Annotated in this window: 21 protein-coding genes; 15 read left to right on the forward strand and 6 right to left on the reverse strand. The window is 56.9% G+C overall.

From position 1 onward, the window contains the following. Nucleotides 1-28 precede the first annotated feature (28 nt). The 12 genes from ACOTZF_RS04460 (at nt 29) to dsbG (ending at nt 13,859) form a co-directional block, all read left to right on the forward strand. On the forward strand, nt 29-922 hold the full coding sequence (locus ACOTZF_RS04460) for an aminoimidazole riboside kinase (protein WP_129251714.1): 894 nt from the start codon (nt 29-31) through the stop codon (nt 920-922). A 169-nt stretch (nt 923-1,091) separates the two neighbouring features. Continuing rightward, nucleotides 1,092-2,609 (forward strand): carbohydrate porin, encoded by a 1,518-nt coding sequence (locus ACOTZF_RS04465; protein ID WP_013096550.1) that lies wholly within the window; start codon nt 1,092-1,094, stop codon nt 2,607-2,609. Nucleotides 2,610-2,676: 67 nt separating this feature from the next. Further along, a complete protein-coding gene (locus tag ACOTZF_RS04470; protein WP_029883319.1) occupies nt 2,677-4,047 on the forward strand; it encodes a sucrose-specific PTS transporter subunit IIBC in 1,371 nt (456 codons plus the stop codon). Further along, nucleotides 4,047-5,453: a sucrose-6-phosphate hydrolase gene (locus ACOTZF_RS04475; protein ID WP_129251713.1), complete on the forward strand. Its 1,407-nt coding sequence runs from the start codon at nt 4,047-4,049 to the stop codon at nt 5,451-5,453. The genes ACOTZF_RS04470 and ACOTZF_RS04475 overlap by 1 nt, the downstream gene beginning before the upstream one ends. Before the next feature lie 28 nt (nt 5,454-5,481). Further along, nucleotides 5,482-6,498: a LacI family DNA-binding transcriptional regulator gene (locus tag ACOTZF_RS04480; RefSeq protein ID WP_129251712.1), complete on the forward strand. Its 1,017-nt coding sequence runs from the start codon at nt 5,482-5,484 to the stop codon at nt 6,496-6,498. Nucleotides 6,499-6,595: 97 nt separating this feature from the next. Continuing rightward, entirely contained in the window at nt 6,596-8,146 is a 1,551-nt protein-coding gene (locus ACOTZF_RS04485; RefSeq protein ID WP_023619630.1) for a methyl-accepting chemotaxis protein, read from the forward strand. A gap of 761 nt (nt 8,147-8,907) precedes the next feature. Further along, nucleotides 8,908-9,327 carry a hypothetical protein gene (locus ACOTZF_RS04490; protein ID WP_013096556.1) on the forward strand — a complete coding sequence of 140 codons (420 nt, stop codon included), beginning with the start codon at nt 8,908-8,910 and terminating at the stop codon, nt 9,325-9,327. Between the two features lie 5 nt (nt 9,328-9,332). Next, nucleotides 9,333-9,899: an RNA polymerase sigma factor gene (locus tag ACOTZF_RS04495; protein ID WP_048972091.1), complete on the forward strand. Its 567-nt coding sequence runs from the start codon at nt 9,333-9,335 to the stop codon at nt 9,897-9,899. Between the two features lie 90 nt (nt 9,900-9,989). Further along, complete coding sequence (locus tag ACOTZF_RS04500) at nt 9,990-10,361, forward strand: hypothetical protein (RefSeq protein ID WP_050860660.1); 372 nt, start codon at nt 9,990-9,992, stop codon at nt 10,359-10,361. A 47-nt stretch (nt 10,362-10,408) separates the two neighbouring features. Next, nucleotides 10,409-12,439, forward strand: a complete 2,031-nt coding sequence (locus ACOTZF_RS04505) for a protein-disulfide reductase DsbD family protein (RefSeq protein WP_129251711.1) — start codon at nt 10,409-10,411, stop codon at nt 12,437-12,439. Between the two features lie 7 nt (nt 12,440-12,446). Next, on the forward strand, nt 12,447-13,058 hold the full coding sequence (locus tag ACOTZF_RS04510; RefSeq protein WP_129251710.1) for a DsbA family protein: 612 nt from the start codon (nt 12,447-12,449) through the stop codon (nt 13,056-13,058). A gap of 42 nt (nt 13,059-13,100) precedes the next feature. Beyond that, nucleotides 13,101-13,859, forward strand: a complete 759-nt coding sequence (gene dsbG, locus ACOTZF_RS04515; RefSeq protein WP_129251709.1) for a thiol:disulfide interchange protein DsbG — start codon at nt 13,101-13,103, stop codon at nt 13,857-13,859. Nucleotides 13,860-13,898: 39 nt separating this feature from the next. Here the strand turns inward: dsbG and ACOTZF_RS04520 are convergent, their stop codons facing one another. The 3 genes from ACOTZF_RS04520 to ACOTZF_RS04530 form a co-directional block, all read right to left on the reverse strand. Continuing rightward, nucleotides 13,899-15,191 (reverse strand): glycoside hydrolase family 10 protein, encoded by a 1,293-nt coding sequence (locus ACOTZF_RS04520; protein ID WP_129251708.1) that lies wholly within the window; start codon nt 15,189-15,191, stop codon nt 13,899-13,901. A gap of 7 nt (nt 15,192-15,198) precedes the next feature. Then, nucleotides 15,199-15,486 (reverse strand): VF530 family DNA-binding protein, encoded by a 288-nt coding sequence (locus tag ACOTZF_RS04525; RefSeq protein ID WP_023619621.1) that lies wholly within the window; start codon nt 15,484-15,486, stop codon nt 15,199-15,201. A 126-nt stretch (nt 15,487-15,612) separates the two neighbouring features. Then, nucleotides 15,613-17,100, reverse strand: coding sequence for a UbiD family decarboxylase (locus ACOTZF_RS04530; protein ID WP_129251707.1), 1,488 nt, complete (start codon nt 17,098-17,100; stop codon nt 15,613-15,615). A gap of 115 nt (nt 17,101-17,215) precedes the next feature. Here ACOTZF_RS04530 and ACOTZF_RS04535 point away from each other — a divergent pair, with 115 nt between their 5' ends. After that, nucleotides 17,216-18,100 carry a LysR substrate-binding domain-containing protein gene (locus ACOTZF_RS04535; protein WP_129317633.1) on the forward strand — a complete coding sequence of 295 codons (885 nt, stop codon included), beginning with the start codon at nt 17,216-17,218 and terminating at the stop codon, nt 18,098-18,100. Here ACOTZF_RS04535 and ACOTZF_RS04540 read toward each other — a convergent pair. The 3 genes from ACOTZF_RS04540 to ACOTZF_RS04550 all read right to left on the reverse strand — a co-directional run bounded on the left by ACOTZF_RS04540 (nt 18,091) and on the right by ACOTZF_RS04550 (nt 20,887). After that, nucleotides 18,091-19,002 (reverse strand): LysR family transcriptional regulator, encoded by a 912-nt coding sequence (locus ACOTZF_RS04540; RefSeq protein WP_129251706.1) that lies wholly within the window; start codon nt 19,000-19,002, stop codon nt 18,091-18,093. The genes ACOTZF_RS04535 and ACOTZF_RS04540 overlap by 10 nt on opposite strands. Before the next feature lie 15 nt (nt 19,003-19,017). Continuing rightward, the gene (locus ACOTZF_RS04545; protein ID WP_040022588.1) at nt 19,018-20,004 is read right to left on the reverse strand and encodes an MBL fold metallo-hydrolase; all 987 of its coding nucleotides are present in this window, start codon (nt 20,002-20,004) and stop codon (nt 19,018-19,020) included. Nucleotides 20,005-20,146: 142 nt separating this feature from the next. Then, on the reverse strand, nt 20,147-20,887 hold the full coding sequence (locus tag ACOTZF_RS04550) for a 5'-nucleotidase, lipoprotein e(P4) family (protein ID WP_038980747.1): 741 nt from the start codon (nt 20,885-20,887) through the stop codon (nt 20,147-20,149). A gap of 162 nt (nt 20,888-21,049) precedes the next feature. Between ACOTZF_RS04550 and treZ the strand changes: the two genes are divergently transcribed. Further along, nucleotides 21,050-22,834 carry a malto-oligosyltrehalose trehalohydrolase gene (treZ, locus tag ACOTZF_RS04555; protein WP_129317632.1) on the forward strand — a complete coding sequence of 595 codons (1,785 nt, stop codon included), beginning with the start codon at nt 21,050-21,052 and terminating at the stop codon, nt 22,832-22,834. Beyond that, nucleotides 22,831-25,299 carry a malto-oligosyltrehalose synthase gene (gene treY, locus ACOTZF_RS04560; RefSeq protein ID WP_129251704.1) on the forward strand — a complete coding sequence of 823 codons (2,469 nt, stop codon included), beginning with the start codon at nt 22,831-22,833 and terminating at the stop codon, nt 25,297-25,299. Before treZ ends, treY begins: the two co-directional genes overlap by 4 nt. Nucleotides 25,300-25,303 lie beyond the last annotated feature (4 nt).

Genomic DNA, 25,303 nt, shown 5'->3' on the forward strand with positions numbered 1-25,303 from the left:
TTTAACACAGTTTAGCTGCGAGGATGACATGGATAAAATCTGGGTACTCGGTGATGCAGTGGTGGATTTACTGCCAGAGGGGGGCGGCAAATTGCTGCAATGTCCCGGCGGTGCACCGGCAAATGTGGCGGTCGGCATCGCCCGACTGGGCGGAAAAAGTGCCTTTATTGGCAGGGTTGGCGACGATCCGTTTGGCCGCTTTATGCAGAAAACGCTGGCGGATGAGCAGGTTGATGTGCAGTGGATGCGCCTCGATCCGGCTCACCGCACCTCAACGGTGGTGGTTGATCTGGACGAACAGGGCGAACGCTCGTTTACGTTTATGGTTCGGCCGAGCGCCGATCTGTTTCTCGATTCCACCGATCTGCCGCCTTTCAGGGCCAAAGAGTGGCTGCACGTCTGCTCCATTGCGCTCAGCGCGGAGCCGAGTCGCTCTGCCACTTTTCAGGCGATGGATGCAATTAAAAAAGCCGGTGGTTTTGTCAGCTTCGACCCCAACATTCGCCTCGACCTCTGGCAGGATGAGGGCGATCTTCTCCGTTGCCTCGAACTGGCGCTACAGCGCGCGGACGTGGTGAAGCTCTCCGTTGAAGAGCTGACGTTTTTGACCGGCGAATCCCATATCGAAACCGGTCTGGCGGCGCTGATGCGCCATTGTCCGGCCCGACTGGTGCTGGTGACGCTGGGTAAAGAGGGGGTAATGACCTGGCATGAGGGCATCACGACACACTATCCGGCCACACCTGTAGCGTGTGTTGATACCACCGGCGCAGGCGATGCGTTCGTCGCAGGGTTGCTGTTCGGCCTGGCCTCGTCAGGCCTGGATCTGGCAACAACCCTTGCACTGGCCCAGCGCTGTGGTGCACTGGCCACGACGGCCAAAGGGGCAATGACCGCGCTGCCGTACCGTCACAACCTGTAATTCCTTCCTGGCCGCCGACCGGCGGCCTGAATTGTCGCCTCGATCACACTTACTAAAACGGTTTAGCAAAAAGTATTGCCGATCCAAAATTCACGGGTTTAGTATCAGCAGCCTAAACCGGTTTAGCAATTTAGCATTATCAAAACACTTTTTTTAGGGATGCGACAAAATGTATAAAAAACGCAGACTTGCCGTGATGATTGGCATGCTGGCCGGTAGTACCTCTGTTTTTGCCCAGACCGATATGACAAGCATTGAATCGCGCCTGGCGGCGCTGGAACAGCGTCTTCAGGATGCGGAAATGCGCGCCCAGAATGCGGAGAAACGCGCGACGGCAGCAGAACAAAAAACGCAGCAGCTGGTTGCCGCCCAGCAGCAGACGCAGACCACTACCCAGGAGGTGGCCCAGCGTACCACGGTGCTGGAAAAGAAAGCCGATCAGAGCAGTGGCTTTGAATTTCACGGTTATGCTCGCTCAGGCCTGCTGATGAATGATGCGGCGTCCAGCAGCAAAAGCGGTCCGTATCTGACACCTGCCGGGGAAACCGGGGGCGCGGTCGGTCGTCTGGGTAACGAAGCGGATACCTACGTTGAGCTAAATGTGGAACACAAACAGACGCTGGAGAGTGGGGCGACCACGCGCTTTAAGGCCATGTTAGCCGACGGGCAGAAGACCTATAACGACTGGTCAGCCGATACCAGCGATCTTAACATTCGTCAGGCCTTTGCCGAGCTGGGCAATCTGCCTGATTTCACTGGCGCGCTGAAAGGGAGTACCTTCTGGGCCGGTAAACGCTTTGACCGCGATAACTTTGATATTCACTGGCTGGATTCTGATGTCGTGTTCCTCGCCGGTACCGGCGGCGGTGTCTATGACGTGAAGTGGAATGATACGCTGCGCAGCAACTTCTCGATTTACGGGCGCAACTTCGGCAGCGAAGAGCAGATCGACAACAACGTTCAGAACTATATCCTCAGCATGAATCACTTTGCCGGGCCATTCCAGCTGATGGTGAGCGGCCTGCGGGCGAAGGATAACGACGAACGCAAGGACAGCAATGGCGATCTGATTAAAACCGATGCGGCGAACACCGGCGTGCATGCCCTGGTGGGTCTGCACAATGACAGCTTCTACGGCCTGCGGGAAGGCTCAGCGAAAACGGCGCTGCTGTATGGTCACGGCCTGGGGGCAGAAGTTAAAAGCATCGGCTCTGATGGCGCGCTGCTGTCAGAAGCCGATACCTGGCGCTTCGCAAGTTACGGTGTCACGCCGCTCGGCGGTGGCTGGCATATCGCGCCTGCGGTACTGGCCCAGAGCAGTAAAGACCGCTACGTCAAAGGCGACAGTTACGAGTGGGTTACGCTCAATACCCGCCTGATCAAAGAGGTTACGCAGAATTTCGCCCTGGCGTTTGAGGGCAGCTATCAGTACATGGATTTGAACCCGGAAGGCTACAAAGATCGCAACGCCGTTAACGGCAGCTTCTACAAGCTGACCTTCGCACCGACCTTAAAGGCGGGCAAAATTGGCGATTTCTTCAGCCGTCCTGAACTGCGCCTGTTTGCCACCTGGATGGACTGGAGCAGCAAACTGGATAACTACGCCAGCGATGACGCCTTTGGCAGCAGCGGCTTTAACGCTGGCGGGGAATGGAACTTTGGGGTCCAGATGGAAACCTGGTTTTAACCCTTCACGCTCCCGCCAGGCGGGAGCGTATCAAACATCATAAAAATGAAGTCAGGCAGAGGTAACTATGGATTTTGATAATATTTCCCGTGCGCTCATTCCGCTGCTCGGTGGCAAAGAGAACATCGCCAGTGCCGCGCACTGCGCAACGCGCCTTCGTCTGGTGCTGGTCGACGATGCGCTTGCTGACCAGCAGGCCATCGGCAAGGTCGAGGGGGTGAAAGGCTGTTTTCGTAACGCGGGCCAGATGCAGGTGATTTTTGGTACCGGCGTGGTGAATAAGGTTTACGCGGCTTTTATTCAGGCGGCAGGGATTGGTGAATCCAGCAAGTCAGAAGCGGCAGATCTCGCGGCGCGTAAGCTCAACCCGTTCCAGCGCATTGCCCGCCTGCTTTCCAATATTTTCGTACCGATCATTCCCGCCATTGTTGCGTCCGGTTTGCTGATGGGCCTGCTCGGAATGGTGAAAACCTACGGCTGGGTGAATGCCGATAACGCCATCTACATCATGCTGGATATGTGCAGCTCGGCGGCGTTTATTATTTTACCGATCCTGATTGGTTTTACCGCCGCGCGTGAGTTTGGCGGTAATCCCTATTTAGGCGCCACGCTAGGTGGCATTCTGACCCACCCGGCGCTGACCAACGCCTGGGGCGTGGCGTCCGGCTTCCACACCATGAATTTTTTCGGCCTTGAGATTGCCATGATTGGCTATCAGGGAACGGTGTTCCCGGTGCTGCTGGCCGTCTGGTTTATGAGCATTGTGGAGAAAAACCTGCGCAAGGTCATCCCGGATGCGTTAGACCTGATCCTGACGCCGTTCCTGACCGTCATTCTCTCCGGTTTTATCGCGCTGCTGATTATCGGCCCGGCGGGACGCGCGTTAGGCGATGGCATCTCCTTTATTCTGAGCACGCTGATTACCCACGCGGGCTGGCTGGCCGGTTTGCTGTTCGGCGGGCTCTATTCGGTGATTGTTATTACCGGCATTCACCACAGCTTCCACGCGATTGAAGCCGGGCTGTTGGGGAATCCGTCGATTGGCGTTAATTTCCTGCTGCCCATCTGGGCCATGGCGAACGTGGCGCAGGGTGGTGCGTGCCTGGCGGTGTGGTTTAAAACCAAAGACGCAAAAATCAAAGCCATTACCTTACCGTCGGCGTTCTCGGCCATGCTCGGCATTACCGAAGCCGCTATTTTTGGTATCAACCTGCGTTTCGTGAAACCGTTTGTGGCCGCGCTGATTGGCGGTGCGGTGGGTGGCGCATGGGTGGTGTCGGTGCATGTCTACATGACGGCGGTAGGGCTGACGGCGCTGCCGGGGATGGCAATCGTGCAGGCCAGTTCGCTGCTCAACTATATTATCGGCATGGTGATTGCCTTTGGCGTAGCGTTTACCGTCTCGCTGCTGCTGAAATATAAAACGGACTCTGAATAATGACATTACCTTCCCGCTGGCCTGCCGTGCTGCAGGCCGTGATGAAAGGCCAACCGCGCGCGCGTGCCGACCGCCACTACCCGCAGTGGCACCCGGCACCGGTGACGGGGCTGATGAACGATCCGAACGGTTTTATCTGGTTTGCCGGGCGCTACCATCTGTTTTATCAGTGGAACCCGCTGGACTGCGATCACCGCTATAAATGCTGGGGGCACTGGAGTTCGCACGATCTGCTGCACTGGCAGCACGAGCCGATGGCGCTGATGCCAGATGAAGAGTACGACCGCAACGGTTGCTATTCCGGCAGCGCCGTGGACAACAACGGGATGCTGACGCTGTGCTATACCGGCAACGTTAAGTTCGATGACGGCAGCCGCACCGCCTGGCAGTGCCTGGCGGTGGAACAACCGGACGGGACCTTTAAAAAACTGGGGCCGGTGCTGGCGCTGCCGGATGGCTACACCGGCCACGTGCGCGACCCGAAAGTGTGGCAGCACGACGGGCAGTGGTACATGGTGCTGGGCGCGCAGGATGTGCAAAAGCGGGGCAAAGTGCTGCTGTTCAGGTCTGCCGATTTGCACACGTGGGAATCGTGCGGAGAAATTGCCGGTAACGGCGTCAATGGACTGACGGAGGCGGGATACATGTGGGAGTGCCCGGACCTGTTTGCCCTCGACGGGACGCACGTTCTGATCTGCTGCCCGCAGGGGCTGGCGCGTGAGCCGCATCGTTATCTCAACACCTATCCGGCAGCCTGGATGAGCGGGGCGTTTGACTATCAGCGCGGCGCATTTGAGCACGGTGCGTTACACGAACTGGATGCCGGTTTTGAATTCTACGCCCCGCAAACGACGCTGGCGGAAGATGGCCGGCGGATCCTGATTGGCTGGATGGGCGTGCCTGACGGGGAAGAGATGCAGCAGCCCACCCGGGCACAGGGCTGGATCCATCAGATGACCTGTCCGCGAGAGCTGCGCTACCGCGACGGCAAGCTCTGGCAGACCCCGGTGCGTGAGCTGGAAATGCTGCGTGAAGAGGAACTGCACTGGCAGGGCAACGCCTGCGATGCGCCGGAGCTTGATGCCTCGCGCCTTGAGTTCGAGCTGAGCGCTGCCTGCGCGAAACTGGATTTTGCCGGTGCGCTGCACCTCACGGTCGATGGCAATGGCCTGCGTCTGGAACGTGCCAGCCTGCAAACGGGTGAGACGTTAACCCGCTACTGGCTGGGTGAGGTTCACCATCTGCGCGTTCTGTGCGACCGCTCCAGCGTCGAAATTTTCATCAACCACGGCGAAGGGGTGATGAGCAGTCGCTATTTTCCTGACCAACCGGCCCGTGTGCGATTCGAAGGTGCGTCCGACATCACATTACGCTACTGGTCGCTGCGCGGCTGCATGGTAGAATAGCGGTTTTGGCAGCCGGATCTAAGTCGTTGTGAGAAAAACAAAACGCGTCACCATTAAAGACATCGCGGAGCTGGCGGGGGTGTCAAAAGCCACCGCCAGCCTGGTACTGAACGGACGCAGCAAAGAGCTGCGCGTGGCGGAAGAGACCCGTGAGCGCGTGCTGGCCATTGCAAAAGAGCATCACTACCAGCCCAGCATTCACGCCCGCTCGCTGCGCGATAACCGCAGCCACACCATTGGTCTGGTGGTCCCGGAGATCACCAACTACGGGTTTGCCGTGTTTTCTCACGAACTGGAGACGTTGTGCCGCGAGGCGGGCGTTCAGCTGCTCATCTCCTGTAGCGATGAAAACCCGGGGCAGGAGACCGTGGTGGTCAACAACATGGTGGCGCGTCAGGTCGACGGGCTGATTGTTGCCTCCAGCATGCTCAACGACGCGGATTACCAGAAACTGAGTGAACAGCTGCCCGTGGTGCTCTTTGACCGCCATATGAATGACAGCTCGCTGCCGTTGGTGATCACCGATTCCATTACCCCGACAGCCAAACTGGTGGCCGACATTGCCCTCCAGCACCCCGATGAGTTTTATTTCCTCGGTGGGCAGCCACGGCTTTCCCCCACGCGCGACCGCCTTGAAGGGTTTAAACAGGGTCTGCGCGACGCGAACGTTACGCTGCGCCCGGAGTGGATCATTCACGGAAATTATCACCCGAGTTCCGGTTACGAGATGTTCGCCGAACTCTGTGCTCGCCTGGGGCGTCCGCCAAAAGCCCTGTTCACCGCCGCCTGCGGCCTGCTGGAAGGGGTGCTGCGCTACATGGGGCAGCACAATCTGTTGCAAAGTGACATCAGGTTAGCGAGCTTTGACGATCACTATCTTTACGACTCGCTCACCATCCCGGTGGATACCGTGCGCCAGGATAACCGTCAGCTTGCATGGCACTGCTTTGATCTGATTGGGAAATTGATCGACGGTGAAACGCCAGAGCCCGTACAGCGGAAACTGGATGCCACCCTGCAGCGGCGCTATAAAGCGGCAGAATAGCCCTGCCGGACGACGGGATACATCAATAACTTTAATTAATTTAAGTTTTGGTTTAGCCGATAACCATAAGGAATAATTTTCTTTGAGGTATCGGTTCATGTCGTTAAAAAAATCATCCCTGATTGTCTTTTTCTCGCTGCTTTTCTTCTTTATCGCCAGCACCCTCACCAGCGTTGGCCTCATCATCAAAAGTAATAACTCCCTGGATAACGTGAACAAAGAGATCCAGGTGGTGCTGTCAATTATTGATCCCATCAACCATAGCCGCACGCTGCGCGTCCGGGTGATGGAGTATGTGAAGATGGTAGAGGCGGGCGCATCAGCGGATGAATCTGCGAAGCTCGCCGCAGTAAAAGAGGCACTGACCAAAGCCGATCGCGCCTTTGCTGCCTTTATGGCGTCTCCCCGTCTGACGGATGAAGCGCCGCTGGTAAGCGCTTATCAGGATGCCTGGCAGAATTACCGTAACCAGGGGCTGGCACCGCTCATTGATGCTGCCGCCGCGCACGATATTGCCAAATTCAACGCCCTGATACCGGAAGTCTCGCGCCTCGATCGTCAGTATGAGATTGTCCTCGACCAGGTTCTGGCCGTACACCAGGCCTATGCCAAAAGCCTGAACGAAGATGCGAGCAGCAACTTTGTTTCTGGCCTGGCGATTATCGCCGCTATCGCACTGCTGTTTGTGCTGGTGATCGTCGCCGTCAGCCTGCTTATGAAACGCCTTGTTCTGGCACCGGTTAATCTGGCACGTGAACATTGCAGCCAGATTGCCGCAGGCAAACTCGATATTCCGGTGCCTGTGAAGGGGAATTCCGGCAATGAAATTGATCACCTGATGGGCTCTATGGAGCAGATGCGCCAGGCGCTGCTGGCAACCATCGCCCAGGTGCGTGACGCGAGTCATACCGTGACCCATGCCGCACAGGAGATTGCCTCCGGGAATATCGACCTGGCTTCGCGCACCGAACAGCAGGCTTCTGCGCTAACCCAGACGGCGGCCAGCATGGAAGAACTGAGCGCGACCGTCGCCAATAACACCGATAACGTCTATCAGGCCGGAAAACTGGTGCAGGACGCGGTGAAAAATGCCCACACCGGGGAGGCCGTCACGCGTGAAGTGATTGAAACGATGAATACCATCGCCGCAAACTCGAAGCGCATCGAGGACATCACCAGCGTGATCAACAGCATCGCTTTCCAGACCAACATTCTGGCGCTCAACGCGGCGGTAGAAGCGGCGCGCGCCGGTACCCAGGGGCGTGGTTTCGCCGTGGTAGCCAGCGAAGTTCGCACGCTGGCGCAGAAAAGCGCGGTGGCGGCCAAGGATATCGAAAGCCTGATTGCCCAGTCGGTTTCCAGCGTCAAAAACGGTGCCGAACTGGTGGGGCGCTCAGGGGAGGTCATTGACTCGATTATCAGTTCCGTCAATAAAGTGAACACGCTGATGGAGCAGATCTCTGTGGCCTCTGAAGAGCAAAGCCGCGGGATTAGTCAGGTCGGGCAGGCAGTGACGGAGATGGATGGCGTGACCCAACAGAACGCCGCGCTGGTGCAACAGTCCGCCGCGGCAGCCGCGTCGCTGGAAGAGCAGGCCCAGCAGCTCACGCGGAGTATTTCGAGTTTTAGTTTGCCAGTGCAGGCTTGATATTATTGTGGATTGTAAGCCGGGTAAGCGTAGCGCCACCCGGCAATAAACGCGGCTAAATTGTTGGTTTCAGATTAATTTTGCAAATTGTTTTGATTCAACAACCGGTGCGACGGGCATTATCTTTGGCGATGTTTCGCTGATAGCCGATGTAGCCGAAGGCATACCAGTAGCGCCGGGAATAAAAAGAAAATTAATCCTGTCAGGAATGCGTCATCCCCATGAAAATGCAGTATGGCATTAAAAAATACGCCAGCAGCCACGCCGACCACTAATAAAAATATGAACACCCAGACAGTGTGGTACCAGAGGATATAATTCGTCAGTCTGCCAATCATTACCGGATTGCTCCTTTTTAATGTGTCTGTTTCTATTTCCTGCTGCAGGGTATGACGCTATGAATAATAGACAGAGATGTAATGATTACAAACCTTTAACTAAAAATAGTTAATTAAGCCTCGCTTTAGATTATTGTTAAACAGTGGTTTTTTTGGATGATTATAGGAATAGTCTCAACAACTGGAATAGGGCATTTAAAAAGTATCAATATCAAACCTGCTGAATAAATAACCTGATTTAAAAGCGCGAACAGATCGGCATTATTACGAGTTTTAATTTTTATGCTGTTTCCATTCGTCAGTCGCGAAAAGCGTAAACCACATTGACTACGATGTTTTTAAAAATTTTTAGCAATATTCTTGTTCCTCATCCGTCTACCTCATCACAAGCCATAATCAGTTACTGTAAACGAGGTCAACACCATGAGAGAGTTTGATATGCACGGCAGAGGTCACGGGCGCGGATTCGGTCGCCACCGTATGGGCAAGGGCTTAGTCATCGGCGCGGTCATTTTTATCGTGCTCGGCCTGCTGGTGATGTCCCTGTGGAACGCCTTACTCCCGGCGATCCTCGGCGTGAAAGCCATTGGCTTCTGGCAGGCGCTTGGCATTTTGATATTGAGCCGGATCCTGTTTGGTGGTCTGGGGTTCCGTCCGGGTATGTTTGGTGCGCACCGCCGGATGCACGAACGCTGGATGAACATGACGCCCGAACAGCGTGAAGCGTTCATGCAGCAGCGCCGGGAAGGATTTGGTCGCCATGGTCGCGGGCACTGTGGCTGGCACGGCCACCGTGATGACAAGCGTGAAGACAACGCGCCAAAAGCGCCGGACGCAGAGTGAGCGAGATGAAAACCGGGGAGGCGGGCGGATCCTTGCTGATGTCGGCGGTTAATGCCTGCCGCGCCCGGCTGAGAGCCTTTATTCGCGGAAGAACGCCGGTACGTGACGACGCCGACGATATTTTGCAGGAGATCACGTATCAGCTGATGAAGGTGGAACAACCGGTCGAAAACGTTGCCGCGTGGCTGTTTCGCGCGGCGCGAAATGAGATGACCGACCGGGCGCGGAAAAAGCGTGAAGTGTCGCTCTCCGGTTATTTCAGCTTCACAGGAGAGGAGGATGACGATTTTCCGGAAGATGAGATCGCTGAAACCCTGTTCGGCGTTCCGCATACCCCGGAAGAGGAGTACCTCAAAACGCTGCTGTGGGAAGAGCTGGGGCAGGCGCTGGCTGAACTGCCCGCAGCGCAGCGCGAGGTCTTTGAGAAGACGGAGCTACAAGGCTACAGCATCAAATTGCTGGCCGGGGAAACCGGGGTTAGCGAGCAGGCATTATTATCGCGTAAGCATAAGGCCGTGCTGTTCCTGCGCACGCGATTGCGGGATGTGTATGACGCGCTGACAGGGGGATAATGTTCCCGGCAGACAAAACCTTACACTGTCGGGACTTGTAGATTCATCACTATCGTTTATGATCGGGGCGTCTTGTTATTTTGGAACGTTATGCGCAACCGTCAGCTTCTCGGTAAATGGCTTCTGATAATCACGTGTCTGGCAATGGCAATTTGCCTGGTTCAGCGTGCGGTTTATCTCAACCATTTTTTACAGGGGCTGGATCCTCAGGTGCAAACGGTCATGATGGCTGACGCCCCGGGTCAGGAAGCTGAACAGCCCGGCCCGTCGCCGTGTCAACTTGGCGCACAGTCTTTGCTTTGCGCCCAGCCGCTGTTTTTTGACGGTGCGCTACCGGCGATTATTATCTTCTTCGCTCTGCTGCAGTTATTTACCCAACGGCGCACATTTCTCTCCAGGGAGCAGCCTGTCCAGGCACCGCCTCCTCGAATACACCTCAAAAACTGCGTTTTCCGTGAATGAAAAGCATCGTCACCACACGATAATTTTCACTATTCACGGAGTAAAACATGGTTAACCTTTTCAGGGGACTCGTCCTCCTGTGGCTGTCCTGCATGGGTATTGCTCATGCGGCAGATACGGGCTGGCTGGTGTCACCGCAAAACGATCACGCCCGCATCCGCTTTCAGGCTGAGCGGGATCAAGACCGCATCAACGGCCTGCTCAGCGTCGAGCTCCAGCCCGGCTGGAAAACCTACTGGCGTTCGCCGGGCGAGGGCGGCGTGGCCCCGAAAATCAGCTGGCCACAGGGCGTTAAGGATACCTGGTACTGGCCGGTTCCTTCCCGCTTTGATATCTCGGGCCTGACGACCCAGGGCTACCACGATAGCGTTACGATCCCCATCACGATCGCCGGGACGGACGCGGATGTGCTCGACGCCACGCTTACGCTCTCAACTTGCAGCAACGTCTGTCTGTTGACGGACTACAAGCTGCATCTGGATTTCCGCGCGCCAGCGGATGCGGGCTTCCGTACGGCATTCGAAGACGCGATGCGTTCAGTACCCGGTGCGTCAGGCGTGTCGTCAGACTTCAGCGCCTGGTTATCAGACGGCAAGCTGATGATGACGGGCACGACGGAAGGCGAATGGGTCAATCCCGGGATCTATTTTGACCCGCTGGAGGGTGACATTCTGCCCGGCGAACCGGTGATTAAGCACACCGGAAACCGGCTTCAGGTCGCGGTTCCGGTCACCGATGAGTGGGGCGATAAACCCGCGACGCTTGCGGGGAAAACGCTGTCGTTTGTCGTCACCAACGGCGATAAAGCCCAGCAAACGCAACTGACCGTAGGCGCAGCCCCCGCAGACGCGGTGCAGAGTGCGCCAGCGGGAACAGTCAAAATGCTGGCCTTTGCATTGCTGGGCGGGCTGATCCTGAACCTGATGCCCTGCGTATTGCCGGTAATGGGCATGAAGCTCAGCAGCGTCCTGCAGGCGGGTACGGACACGCGGAAAATCCGGCTGCGTTTCCTGGCGACCAGTGCGGGTATTCTGACCTCCTTTATGCTGCTGGCCACAATGGTGACCGTTCTGAAACTCACCGGCGCGTCGCTGGGCTGGGGCATCCAGTTCCAGAACCCGTGGTTTATTGGGCTGATGGTTGCCGTGACCTTTATCTTCGCGCTGAACCTGTTTGGTGCGTTTGAGCTGTTTCTGCCTTCCGCCGCCACCGGACGGCTCGCCACAACGGGCGGAACCGGACTGACGGGCAGCTTCTGCGAAGGCGTGTTTGCCACGCTGCTTGCCACGCCGTGTTCCGCGCCGTTCCTCGGTACGGCCGTGGCCTTTGCGCTGGGCGCACCGCTGCATTCCCTGTGGCTTATCTTCCTGATGCTCGGGGTGGGCATGAGCTTGCCGTGGCTGTTCGTGGCGCTGATCCCCAAAACCGCCTTGTTGCTGCCAAAACCTGGCCGCTGGATGAATACCCTGAAGGTGATTCTGGGGGGGATGATGCTGGCCTCCAGCCTGTGGCTGGTGACGTTGCTGAGTCTGCACCTGGGCGAGATGTTCAGCCACATCCTCATGCTGCTTCTGATTGTGGTCGCCATTGTGGTCTATGCCCTTCGCGGTCAGACATCATCGCCGCTGTTCTGGGTGGTGGTGATTGCGCTGGCCGTATTCGGGGGCTATCAGCTGCGCGGGATAGTGAACGCAACGCCGGTAACCACGGCTGAGAATAGCGAACAGACGATCCCGTGGCAGCCGCTCAGTGAGGAGGCAATCAGCGATGCGCTTGCGCAGGGGAAACGTGTGTTTGTGGATATCTCGGCGGACTGGTGTGTCACCTGCAAGGTGAATGAGCACCGGGTGCTGAATCAGCCGGAGGTTATCGCCGCGCTGCGCCAGCCGGATGTGGTGGCGCTACGCGGAGACTGGAGCCAGCCATCAGAGACGATTGCGGCGTTTCTGAAATCACGCAATCGCTACGCCATCCCGTTTAACCAGGTGTATGGCCCTGGAACGCCGGAGGGCGACATCCTCTCGCCATTGCTGGACAAACGCACCCTGATGACCACCCTGAACAAAGCAAAAGGCTAACGCTGTTATGAAAAAAATCCTTATTACGTTTCTGCTGTTTTTCGCGTCAGCCCAGGTGATGGCGGCGGACCCGATCACCCCGGATCAGGAGCAACGCGCTCAGAAGCTGATCTACGATTTTCTGTTTAACGACGCGGATTCGCCGCGTATCGGTGCCAAAAATCCAACGCTGACGCTGGTGGTGTTTACGGACTACAACTGTCCATACTGCAAAAAATTCGATCCGTATCTGGAGAAGATCGTTGAGAAACATCCGCAGGTGGCCGTGGTGTTTAAGTTTCTGCCGTTCCGTTCGGAAAGCTCGCTAACCGCCGCGCGCGACGCGTTAACCGTCTGGCGTTCACACCCTGAGCAATTTATGAAGTTCAACGAAACCCTGATGGCGAAAAAAGGGTATCACGATGACGCCAGCATTCAGGAGGCGCAAAAGCGCGCGGGCGTGAATGTTGCAACGCCGGATGATACGAGCCTGGTCACGGTAAAACGCAGCCTGATCATCGCCGAAAAATTGGGTATTCAGGGGACACCGGCCACGCTGATTGGCGAAGGGCTGCTACCCGGCTGGGTGCCTTTCGAACAGTTTGATGAAATGGTCACCGATGCACTGAAAAACCGCTAACCTGAAGGGGGCCTCAGGCCCCCGAACAAACCGGAGAGGGACATGAAAAAATTACTGTTACTTTCGCTGCTGACCGCGTCAGGGCTGGCGCAGGCTGCGGATGCTATACCTGATGTCGTGAAGACCTTTAGCGAGCAGCAGGAGATTAAGATCCTCAAGAAGATCGACGTACCCGGTGGCGCACCCGCCTGGCTGGGACAATATCAGGACATGGGGGTGACGCTCTTTCTCACGCCTGACGGAAAGCACGTTATTTCGGGTTATCTCTATGACGAGAAGGGTAAAAACCTCAGCGAGGGTATTTTCCAGAAAGAGATCTACGGCCCGATGGGACGCGAAATGTGGAAACAGCTTAACGCTGCGCACCCCCTGAAAGAGGGGCCGGATAACGCGCCACGCAAAGTCTTTGTCTTCGCCGACCCGTTCTGCCCGTACTGCAAGGCATTCTGGTCAGAAGCACAGCCGTGGGTGACGGCGGGTAAGGTGCAGCTCAATACGCTGCTGGTGGCGTTCCTCAACCCAAACAGCGGCCGTAACGCATCTGCGATCCTGAATGCAAAAGATCCGGTTACGGCGTGGAAGGAGTATGAACTGTCCGGCGGGAAAAAACTGCCTAAACCGGAAGGCACCGCCTCGCGTGAAACCGTGGCGATACTGCAAAAACACCAGGCGTTAATGGACAGTCTGGGGGCGAATGCCACACCGGCCATTTATTATCTCAATGACCAGAATGAGCTCCAGCAGGTTGTCGGTATGCCGGACGCGAAGCAGCTTGAGGCGATGTTCGGGCCGAAGCCGTAAAAAATCAGGCAGAAACGGGGCGTTTCTGCCTGACTGTACTTAGCTTCCCCAGCGTCCTTTCAGGTAGTTTACCGCCTGCTGCGTCTGCGGCTGGTTGAGGTAATCTTCGCGGAACAGGATCGTACCATTCACGTTCGGCAGGGAGTCGTTGAGATCGAGCTGTTTTTTCAGCTCCGGCACGCCGCCCTGAATCGTCCAGTCCGGCTCATTTTTCGACGGCTCGCCCACTTTATAGAACGCAATGCCGATGTACAGACGGGTATGGGTCGGTTTCACCACGTCGGCCCACCATTTGGTCAGCACGTCATAGCGTGCCGCATCCCGGGAGAAAGGCCAGTAGATTTGCGGGGCAATGTAGTCCAGCAGCCCCTGTTGCACCCACTGACGGGTGTCAGCGTAGGATTCATCATACGCCGCCGCGCCACGGGTGTCGGATCCTGCCGGGTCAAAGGAGCGGTTACGCCAGACCCCCGCCGGGCTGACGCCAAATTCAACCTGCGGTTTTGTCTGTTTGATCGCCCGAGAGACCTGCACAATCAGCTGCTGCGTATTGTGGCGACGCCAGTCGGCTTTGGAGCTAAACCCCTGGCCGTATTGTCTGTAGGTCTGCGCATCATTCAGCGTTGAGCGGGGCGATTCGGCATAAAAGTAGTCATCAAACTGCACGCCGTCTATCGGGTAGTTCGCCACCACCTCGGTCACCACCCGGGTTATCCAGTCACGTACCTCCGGGATGCCCGGGTCGAGCACAAACCGATCGCCTGCGATGCGAACCCACTCAGGGTGCTGCACGTAGATGCTGGACGGTTGTTGGTATGAGGTGCGGTTCAGCGCGGCAATGGTTGACGGTTTGGTATTGGTTGAAACGCGATAGGGGTTGAACCAGGCGTGAACTTTCATCCCGCGCTTGTGGGCTTCATCGAGCATAAACTGCAGCGGATCGTAGCCCGGATACTCGCCAATATTGCCGGTAAGCATATCTGACCACGGCAGGATTTTGGACGACCAGAGCGCGGTGCTGTCCGGTTTTACCTGGAAAAACACCGTGTTAATTCCCAGGCGTTTCAGATTGTCGAGTTTGTCGATCAGCGCCTGTTTTTGCATCGCAATACGCTGGTCAGCACTGCGGCCATTCACCGACGCGACCGGCGGCCAGTCGAGACGGGAGACAGTTGCCAGCCAGATCCCACGCATCGGCTCGTTTGCCTGCTGCGTCGGTTTGCCTGGAGTCGGGAGCGGTGTGACCAGCGACTTTGGGGGTTTTGAGGAGCAACTAACAAGTAAAAGCGCGCAGCCAAGCAGCGCACCAGTCCGTTTTACATGTCGCATCATTTGCGTATTAGCTCTTGGTTATCCGACTATTGGCCCAGGGGTTAAAGGCGGGCGCCTCGCGTTCAGCGGTCCCGTTATCATTGAGGGAATCAAGATACAGGGCCTCGACCTCCGCGCGTGCCCAGGGGGTACGGCGCAGGAATTTCAGGCTCGACTTCACGCTTGGGTCATTTCTGAAACAGTTAATTTTGATTCGATCGCCCAACTCGCGCCAGCCATATCGCGCCACCAGGGCGTTGACCATCATCTCCAGCGTAACGCCATGCAAAGGATCTTTGGAAATATGTGCAGTCATAGGCGTCTGGTGTCTCGATTTTCAGGGGATTGGGGTAAACGCTGAAAGGGTACAAGAAAGCAGGGGAAGCGGCAATTTAAGCTTGCGTTTCTTCACCCGGTGGGGCGAAGAAACGACGACGATGGTCTATTTTTTATCGCTGAACAGCTCCGGCGCCCACGGTGTGGGGTCAACCTCCATGAACGGCGCCCGTTCAAACCGCGCCTTCAGCGCCCACGGCACCGTGCAGTCGAAGATAGTCTTGCAGGAAATGCCGTTTCCACGGATCGAGGTGCTGTAATCCGGCGACTGCGACGGATCAAGCTGGTGGCCGCGGATCCCCGGAAGCGTGGTAATGCTCACATCGCCCTGCATGCGGGTGGTCATTGCCCACAGGATGTCGTCACTGTCGAAGATATCCACGTCTTCATCCACGAGGATAATGTTTTTCAACTCTGAATAGGTGGCCAGGGCGATAAGTGCCGCCTGGCCCTGACGTCCTTCGTCTGACGGCTGGCGTTTTTTCACCTGTAAAATGCCGAGAAATTTACCGCCCCCGGCGGTGTGCGCATAGACGTTTTGCAGAAAGCCGGGAATGGCCTCTTCGACCGCGTTGCGAATGCTGGCCTCGGTCGGCAAACCGGCAAGCGTGGTGTGCTCTTCGCCCGGGCCCACCAGCGTCTGCAGGATCGCGTGGTTTCGCATCGTCACGGCTTTCACTTTGATCACCGGCAGAGACGGATTCGCCTCGCCGCAGTAGCCCGGGAACTCTGGCATGGCGTGGCCGGTGTTGGTGTGCTGATCTTCTCTTACGCGCACGCCGGGAAGCAGTTCGCCCTCGATGATGATTTCCGCCCGCGCGATCGCTTTCTCTTTTACCGCCACCCCCTTTACCAGTTGCACCGGTTGCTGGCGTAATGCCCCGGCGACGCCAAGTTCGTTGTAACCGAATGGCGTGGTTGGCGCTTCGAAACAGGCCCCAATGTAGATAGCCGGGTCAAGTCCCATATTGATGGTTACCGGCAGCGGTTTGCCCGCCGCTTCGGCCTTCTTGCGAAAGACTTCGATATGGCGACCGGCGGCAAGGAACATAGAGAGTTCATCTCGCTCCTGCACACAGAGACGGTGAATGGTCACATCGGTCAGCGAGGTATCTTCCGGATCGCTTGCCAGTACCAGCCCCAGACAGAAGAACGGGCCTGCATCAATTGGCGTGTTGGTCGGGGCCGGAAGCAGCTTACGCAGGTCAAAGTCCGGATCGTCGGCGTAAAAGACCTGCTCCTGGCACGGTGCCTGCGAGGCCGGAACCACCACCGGTGCAACCGGGTTTTTCACCGCCTGACCAACGTGCTGCGCCAGCTTCGAGGGTTCACAACCCAGCAGAAGCGCCGCTCTTTCCCGGCTGGCGTGCATACCTACCAGGATGCGGGAGCCGGGGTAGCCCTTCACGCTATTGAACATCATGGCCGGGCCCGTGCGGGTGGGGCGTTTTACGGTACCGCCCGCGCCGATATGGCGGTAGACGCCCGCCAGTTCAGCATTGGGATCTACCGGGTGATCGGTTTCGATATAGTGACCTGGATGGCGTTGTAGCAACGCGATGGCGCTTCTGAGATCGTTGATGGGGTTTTGCATGTTTTTCTCCCTTAATGGCTGACCTCCATTGTTGGGCGAACGACAGATATCATCAATTGCATCATTGATGCTATTTTGATAAGAATTTTATTATCAGTTTTCGCGGGACTTCATCATGCAATTTCGTCTGATGCGTAATTTTCTGGTGGTCGCTGAAGAGCTCCATATGCACCGCGCCGCGGAGCGTCTGAACATGGCGCAACCTGCGCTGAGTCAGCAGATTAAAGCGCTGGAGGCGCGTCTGGGCGTCACACTGTTTAGCCGGGCACACCGTCGCTTAACCCTGACGCCTGCCGGAGACGCGTTTCTGGTCAAAGCCCGGCTGGCAATTGCGATGACCGAGCAGGCCGTGCTGGACGCCAGACAAACCGCCCGTGGCGAACAAGGGGTGTTGAATCTGGGATGTGTATCGAGTGCGATGTTCGACGATAAGCTGCCTGCGACGCTGCGCCAGCTGCACGAGAACTGGCCCGCAATTGCCATTTCGCTGATGACCGGGAACGTGCAGACGCTTTACGAAGCCGTGCAGACCAACCAGCTGGACGTGGCGATTATCCGGGATCCGTTGCCTGCGTTACCTGACGATCTGCAATCTCGCCCCTTTACCTCAGAGAAAACGGTGCTGGCGCTGCCTCGCCAACACCCCCTGGCCACGTCATCCGCACTGACACTTTCATCCGTGAAGGACGAAAAGTGGATCTCGCTGCGCGATCCGCAAGGCATGGGGCTGGAACAATATTTCTATGACGCCTGTAACGGTGCGGGTTTCCAGCCGGAGGTGGTGCAGAATGCCACCGACGTGCCCACCGTCATCAGCCTTGTCGCGGCGGGATTTGGCATTGCGCTCTTGCCCGCCTCAGCAAGGGCGGTGAGCGTCGGGAATGTGGTTTACGTCGACATTATTGATCGGCTCAGGGAGAGCGAACTGACGCTGGTTTGTCACCGAATCATTCGTTCTGAAGTCTTAAAAAAATTCCTCACCACCGTTGCTCAGGGTTGACGCCCGGCGGCCAGCAGCAGTTGTTCGCGCAGCCAGGCGTTCGCCGTGTCCTGACTGTTTTTAGGATGCCAGAACATGCTGATGGCGATCGGCTGGAGTGGCAGCGGGGGCGGGAAAATATCGAGCGTGGTGGCGAACTGCTGCAACATACGTCCCGGTAAGGTGCAAATCAGGTCAGTTCCCGCCACCAGAGGCGGTGCCATGGCATAGCTTTGCGTGGACATCACCACGTTGCGTTGATATCCCAGCCCGGCCAGCGTCTGGTCGACAAAGCCGGTAAATGGATCGCCCTGGGAGGAGACCACCAGATGAGAGAGGGCGCAATACTGCCCCAGATCCAGCGGCCCCGTGCCGCGAGGATGCCCTTTGCGCTGGGCGGTGGCAAACGCGTCTTCAAACAGTTTGCGTCTGACCCAGCCGTCGTGCGCGCCCGCACTCACGCCGATGTAAATATCAACGTCTCCGCTTTCCAGCTGCTGGGGCAGGTTCACCCACTCCGGCAGGGCGAAACGCAGGCGGATCCCCGGCGCTTCTCGTCTGATGTGATTCAGCAGTTCAGCCCCAAGCATCAGGGCCGGGTTTTCATGCAGGGCAATGACGAACGTGCGATTGCTCTCGCGGGGGTTAAACCCGGTGGGGGCAAGCATCGCGCTGATGCCACGCAGAACGGCCGCGATCTGAGGCCTCAGCGCCTCGGCACGGGGTGTGGGCAACACCCCACGTCCATGTGGGGAAGGGATAAACAACGGCTCGCCAAAAATGGCACGCAGGCGCGAAAGACGGGCTGACAGCGCGGGCTGGCTGACCCCCAGACGTGCGGCGGCGTGCGTGATGTTCCGGTCGGTGAGCAGTGCATCCAACGTCAATATCAGGTCAATATCCAGGTCTGAAAATGGCGTCATGTTGTTTTCCGTTGTTTATTTAGCTGTGCTGGCGTCCCGGTTGGTATAGGTAACGGGAACCCAGGCATAGCCCGCGCGTTCGCCTTTGGTGACATAACCGATACCGGGGAACGGCAGGTGTGGCGCGGCAACCAAATCTCTGTTTTTGACAAAGTCGTCAAAGGCCTGCTTGCGCACACGGGCTGCTCCGTCCTGATCTTCATCGTAGGCGATGGTCACATCAGGCTGCGGGAACTGTACCGCAGCGACGTGGATAATGTCGCCCACGAAGGTAATTTTCTCGCCTTTACTTTCCAGCGTATAGAAGGCCGAGCCCGGTGTATGGCCGGGGTGAACCGTTCCGGTAATACCCGGCAGCAGCGCTGATGTACCGGTAAAAGGCACCACTTTGCCGGCATCAAGATACGGTTTTAAGGTCTTCTGTGCCACGTCAAAGTAGTTCTGATCGTAACCGGTTTTTTTCTGATTCTCTTCATTGAAGAAAAAGTCGATATCCGGTTTCCCCACGAACACGCGGGCGTTGGTAAATACCGCCTTACCGTCCTTTATCAGGCCACCGGAATGATCGGAATGCGCGTGCGTCAGTAAGATTTCCGTGATGTCCTGCGGTTTGATCCCCTGCGTTGCCAGGCTCTCGATTAAACGCCCGCCGTTGCCCGGACCAAAAAGCTGGCCGGAACCGGTATCGACCAGAATTTTGTGTCCCGGCAGCGCAATCAGAAAGGCGTTAATGGAAGCTTCAACCGGGTTAGCCTGGAAATTTTTCGCCAGTAACGCATCGGTTTTCTGCGCTGTGGTCCGGCGCAACAGCGTATGCAGATCCTGCGCGACGCTGCCGTCCGTAAACGACGTAACCAGCACGTCGCCCACCTGAACGTTGTAACCGCCCGCCGGTTGTTTCACCACGTGCTGAGGCGTCTCTGCCAGGGAGTGCAGCGCAGGGTAGAAGAGCAGTGAACTGGTGATAAGCGTAGAGAGGGCAAGTTTCTTGACAGTAAGCATGATGATCTCCTTTAGAAAGTCCTCATCTTACTTATGCATCAAAATTTAAGAACCCGCTCAAAAGTGATAGGACCTATAAATGGGATGGATAGCTTAGTGGGTTGGCCGGGCAACGGCAATGCCATGCCCGGCGGGCAGATTGTTACGGCTTCCAGCTGTCCGGCGTGGCTTTAGACCATGAGCCATAAGCGGCATTAGGCAGCACAATCCAGTCATTGCCAAAATGCTCTGCGCTTGCCTCAACCAGCTCGCGCTGCTGCTCACTCGGTTTTTTGTTTTTAAACTGCACGGCGAAATCCGGCAGGCTGTCGCCAAACAACATAATGATCTGCTGCTTTTTAAGGATGCTCTGGCGGCGCTCTTCTTTACTCACCGTATCCAGAAGCACGCTGTCGTCCGAGACCTGCGGCAGACCAAGGGATTTTAACGTGTTGATGGTATCTGCTTTATTTTCCTGCATGCGGTCAGAGACATAGTAGATACGCACCTTGCTTTGATTCACATGCTCAAGAAACGCCTTCGCGCCGGGGATCAGGCCGGGTTTTCCCTGTTTTTCCCAGTCGCTCCAGGTATCCCATTGGGTGTAGTCATGGCACTGTTCCATGTCGCGCACCAGCAGCGGGGTGTTGTCGAGCACGGTTTCATCCAGATCCATGACCACCGCGTAATTTTCTGGCGTTTTCAGATCTTTCACTTTCTCGTCAAAACGGCCGGTGGCAAAACGGTACGTCTGCAGCTGAAGCGCCATGATTTCAGCTGACTTCTGCTGGTAGCGCAGCGCCATTTCGTAGGCTTTTGGTTCACACAGTTCATTATTTGCCGCGGTAGCGGTTGCGCTCAACATCGGTACTGCCACCAGTAATGCCTTAGCTATTGAATTCATTATTGTTTCCTTAACACCCTTGTCAAAATGACGAAAGCGTAATGAATTTAAGTGACAGAAAAATGACGGTTGCACGTTGGGGCTCTGTTGAAACGTGCTTTCGATCCTGAACTAAGCTTGTACTTCATTCCGCGTAAAATGTGGGTCATTCGAGGACAATGAATGGAATTCAGGACATTTCAAAAGCAGTGGGGTGCTGAGTTTATTTCCAGTGACGTTGTACGTTTTCGCGTCTGGGCTGAGGGACAACAACAACTTACGCTACGTCTGGCAGAACGCGATCTGCCCATGACGGCGGTCGGTAACGGCTGGTTCCAGATTGACGTACCTGGCGTGACGCATGGCACCGAGTATCAGTTCGTTTTACAGGACGGCATGGCGGTACCTGACCCCGCATCGCGGGCGCAGAAAGGGGACGTTAATGGCCCCTCCGTGGTGATTGACCCCGGCCGCTATCAGCCCATCAACCCAGACTGGGCAGGGCGACCGTGGGAAGAGACGGTGATTTACGAACTGCATATTGGCGCCTTTACGCCGCAGGGCACCTTCCGGGCGGCTATCGACAAGCTGCCGTATCTGGCTGAACTCGGCATCACCCAGCTTGAAGTCATGCCGGTTTCACAGTTCGGCGGCAGCCGCGGCTGGGGCTATGACGGCGTATTGCTGTATGCCCCGCACTCCGCCTATGGCACGCCGGAGGATTTTCACGCGTTCATCGATGCGGCGCACGGCCTGGGCCTTTCTGTCGTGCTGGATATCGTACTCAACCATTTCGGCCCGGAAGGAAACTACTTACCCTTGCTGTCACCCGCGTTTTTTGATGCGCAGAGAATGACGCCGTGGGGTAACGGTATCGCCTATGAACGGGAGCCGGTCAGACACTACATTCTTGACGCGCCCCTGTTCTGGCTGACCGAATACCGTCTGGATGGCTTACGGTTTGATGCCATCGACCAGATTAAAGATACGGCGTCGAAACATATTCTTCAGCAGATCGCGGAAACGATCCACGAAGCGCTCCCGGATCGTCATATCCATCTCACCACCGAGGACAGCCGTAACGTGATTTTCCTGCATCCTCGGGATGAGAAGGGAGCCACGCCGCTGTTTACCGCCGAGTGGAATGATGACTTCCACAACGCCGCCCACGTCTTTGCCACCGGCGAAACGCATGCCTACTATCAGGATTTTGCCTTCGAACCGGAAAAAAAATTCGCCAGAGCACTCGCAGAAGGGTTTGTCTATCAGGGTGAGGTCTCTTTGCAGACCGGACACTCACGCGGGGTGGAATGCCACACCCAGCCGCCGACCTTCTTTGTCGATTTTATTCAAAACCACGATCAAACCGGTAACCGCGCCCAGGGCGAACGGCTTATTACCCTGGCGGGCGCGGATAAAACCCGCGTTCTGCTCGCCGCGCTGCTGCTGTCACCCCATATCCCGCTGCTGTTTATGGGCGAAGAGTATGGCGAAACCAACCCGTTCCTGTTCTTTACGGATTTTCATGGCGATCTGGCGAAAGCCGTGCGGGAAGGGCGGGCAAAAGAGTTTACCGGCCACAGCGGACACGATGGCGATGTACCGGATCCGAATGACGAGCAGACTTTCGCCCGCTCAAAACTGGACTGGCACAACGTGACGACTGCGCAGGGTAAATCCTGGCTGCGCTTCACGCGAAGCCTGCTGGTCCTGCGGCATCGCTATCTTGTGCCGTTACTTCGCCCTGGCGGCACCGTTGAGGGCAAAATCGTTAAGACCGCTCCCGGTATGGTGGCGGTGAGCTGGTCTTTCCCGACGGGTACATTGTCGCTGGCGCTGAATATCGGTAATAAGCCCGTTGACGTTCCTGCGCTGGCAGGCGAAACGCTCTTTAGCTGGCCGGATGCCGCTGAGGTGTTAGTGCCAAACAGCATTGTCGTTCGTTTTGCAGATGGAGACGCATCATGATCCCTTGTGCCACATACCGAATACAGTTCCGCAATGGCATGACCTTTGACCGCGTGGTGGAGCTGGTGCCATACCTTAAAGACCTCGGGATCAGCCATCTCTATGCCTCACCGATATTTACCGCCACCACCGGTTCAACCCACGGTTATGACGTCACCGATCCTAACGAAATCGATCCTGCCATTGGCGGGCGCGCCGGTTTCGACCGCATGACGGCGGCACTCAGGCAGGCGGGAATGGGGCTCATTCTTGACATCGTCCCTAACCATATGTCGACCTCGCTGGAAAACCGCTGGTGGCGGGACGTTATCGCGTTTGGTCAGCAAAGCCGTTACGCGCACTATTTTGATATTGACTGGTCGCGCCCGCTGACGCTGCCGTTCCTTGGCGACACCTTTGAGGCCGAGCTGGAGAAGGGGGCAATTACTCTGAAACGTGACAGTGTCACCGGTGAGGCCGCGCTGGTCTACTATGACACAGCCTATCCGCTTAACCCCGGAACATGGGCTGCGGAGAAAAGCATCGAGGCGATCCACGAGGCGCAGAGCTGGCGGCTGATGTCCTGGCGGGAAGCGCCGAAACAGCTCTCATGGCGGCGCTTTTTTGAAATTACCGGCCTGGTGGGCGTCAGAGTGGAAGACGAGGGGGTGTTTCAGGATACGCATCGCCTGATCCTCGAGCTCGTGCATACCGGCATTGTCGACGGGTTGCGCATTGACCATATCGACGGGCTGGCCGACCCGCTGGGTTACCTGCAGCGGTTACGGCAGGCAACCGGTCCCGACTGTTATATCACGGTGGAAAAAATTCTCGCCAAAGGGGAACAACTGCCTGTGGAATGGCCGGTATCCGGCACCACCGGATATGAGTTTATCGCCTCGCTGGCCGAAGTGCTGGTCGACGATAATAACCTCGGGCGGCTGGAAAAAATCCACGACGAGACGCTGGGCGTGACGGTCGATCGCCATGCGGAACTTCGCAACGCTAAAGGGCTGATGACCGATCGCAATTTTGAGGGTGAATTCACCACGCTGCTTAACATTGCCACCGACCTTGCCCGATGCAACGGCATTGACGTACCGCAGGACGACATACGTTACACGCTGCGCGAACTGCTGATTGCGTTTCCGGTCTACCGCACCTACGGCACCACCGACGGGTTAACCGCCCCGGATGTCGCGCTGTTGAACCGCGTTGTCGCCAGCGTGGACGCACCGGAACCGGCGTTAAGCCTGTTGGTGAGGATCCTCACCGGCGACCTGGACGCCAGCAGCCGCGATGCAGCCTCGCTGTTCAGAACCCGCTTCCAGCAGCTTACCGGGCCGCTGATGGCGAAATCGGTGGAAGATACGCTCTTTTTCCGCCATAACCTCGAGCTAGCCCTGAACGAAGTGGGGGCCGATCCCACCCCACGCGCGTTCTCGTTATCCCGCTTTCACCAGGAGATGCGCATCCGTCTGGCCCGTCAGCCCGATGCGCTGCTGGGGACCTCCACGCACGACACCAAGCGCGGGGAAGATGCGCGGGCGCGCCTCTACACCCTGACGGAAGCCCCGGAACAGTGGGGTGAAAATCTGGCGCGCTGGCGACAGATGAACCAGACCCAGGTGCGTTTTCTCAATGACGGTACCGCGCCAAACGCGGCCGATACCTGGATGATCTACCAGGCGCTGGCGGGCGTCTGGCCTGCAACGTTGTCGCCTGACGATAGTGAAGGGCTGAAGTCTCTCGTAGCGCGTTTCCTCGGGTTTATTGAGAAAGCCCTGCGCGAGGCCAAACAGCGTACCGACTGGATCGACAGCAATGAGAGCTATGAGAGCGTGGTGCTGAATTACGTACGGCACTTGCTGTCCCCTGAGAACACGCTGTTTCTGCATGATTTCTCGTCCTCCCTGCAACCTTTTATCCGCGCCGGGCTGATGAACAGCCTGAGCCAGACGGTGATCAAACTGACGGCGCCGGGCGTACCGGATATCTATCAGGGAAGCGAGGCGCTTAATTTTAGCCTGGTCGACCCGGATAACCGGCTGGAGCCGGATTTCGCCACGCTGAGGCAAAACCTGAGCAGCGCCGACGCAAAGCTCTTTGCCGACGAACAGCAGTGGCGAAACGGCAGGGTGAAGCAGTATGTCACCGCCACGCTGTTACGCGTCCGGCAGCACTATTTATCGCTCTTCCAGTACGGCGACTGGTTGCCGCTGAAGGTCAGCGGCGAGCGCGAGGAAAACCTGATTGTCTACGCGCGCGTGAAGGACGGGGAGGCGCTGATTGTTGCCGTACCGCGTCTGGTTTTTGCTACCCCCACAAACGAAACGCTGTGGGCCAACACTTCGGTCGTCATCCCCGAAGAGCTTTCCGGGAAACGCTACCGGGATCTGTTTACCGGTGACTGTCGGGCGCTGCGGGAGACGCTGGATTTAACGTCTGAAACAGGAAGTTTGTTAGTTCTGCTTACCTGCGAATAATCGT

The organism is Enterobacter cloacae complex sp. SHL021 (assembly GCF_049237765.1).
In the GTDB taxonomy this organism is placed as follows: domain Bacteria; phylum Pseudomonadota; class Gammaproteobacteria; order Enterobacterales; family Enterobacteriaceae; genus Enterobacter; species Enterobacter cloacae.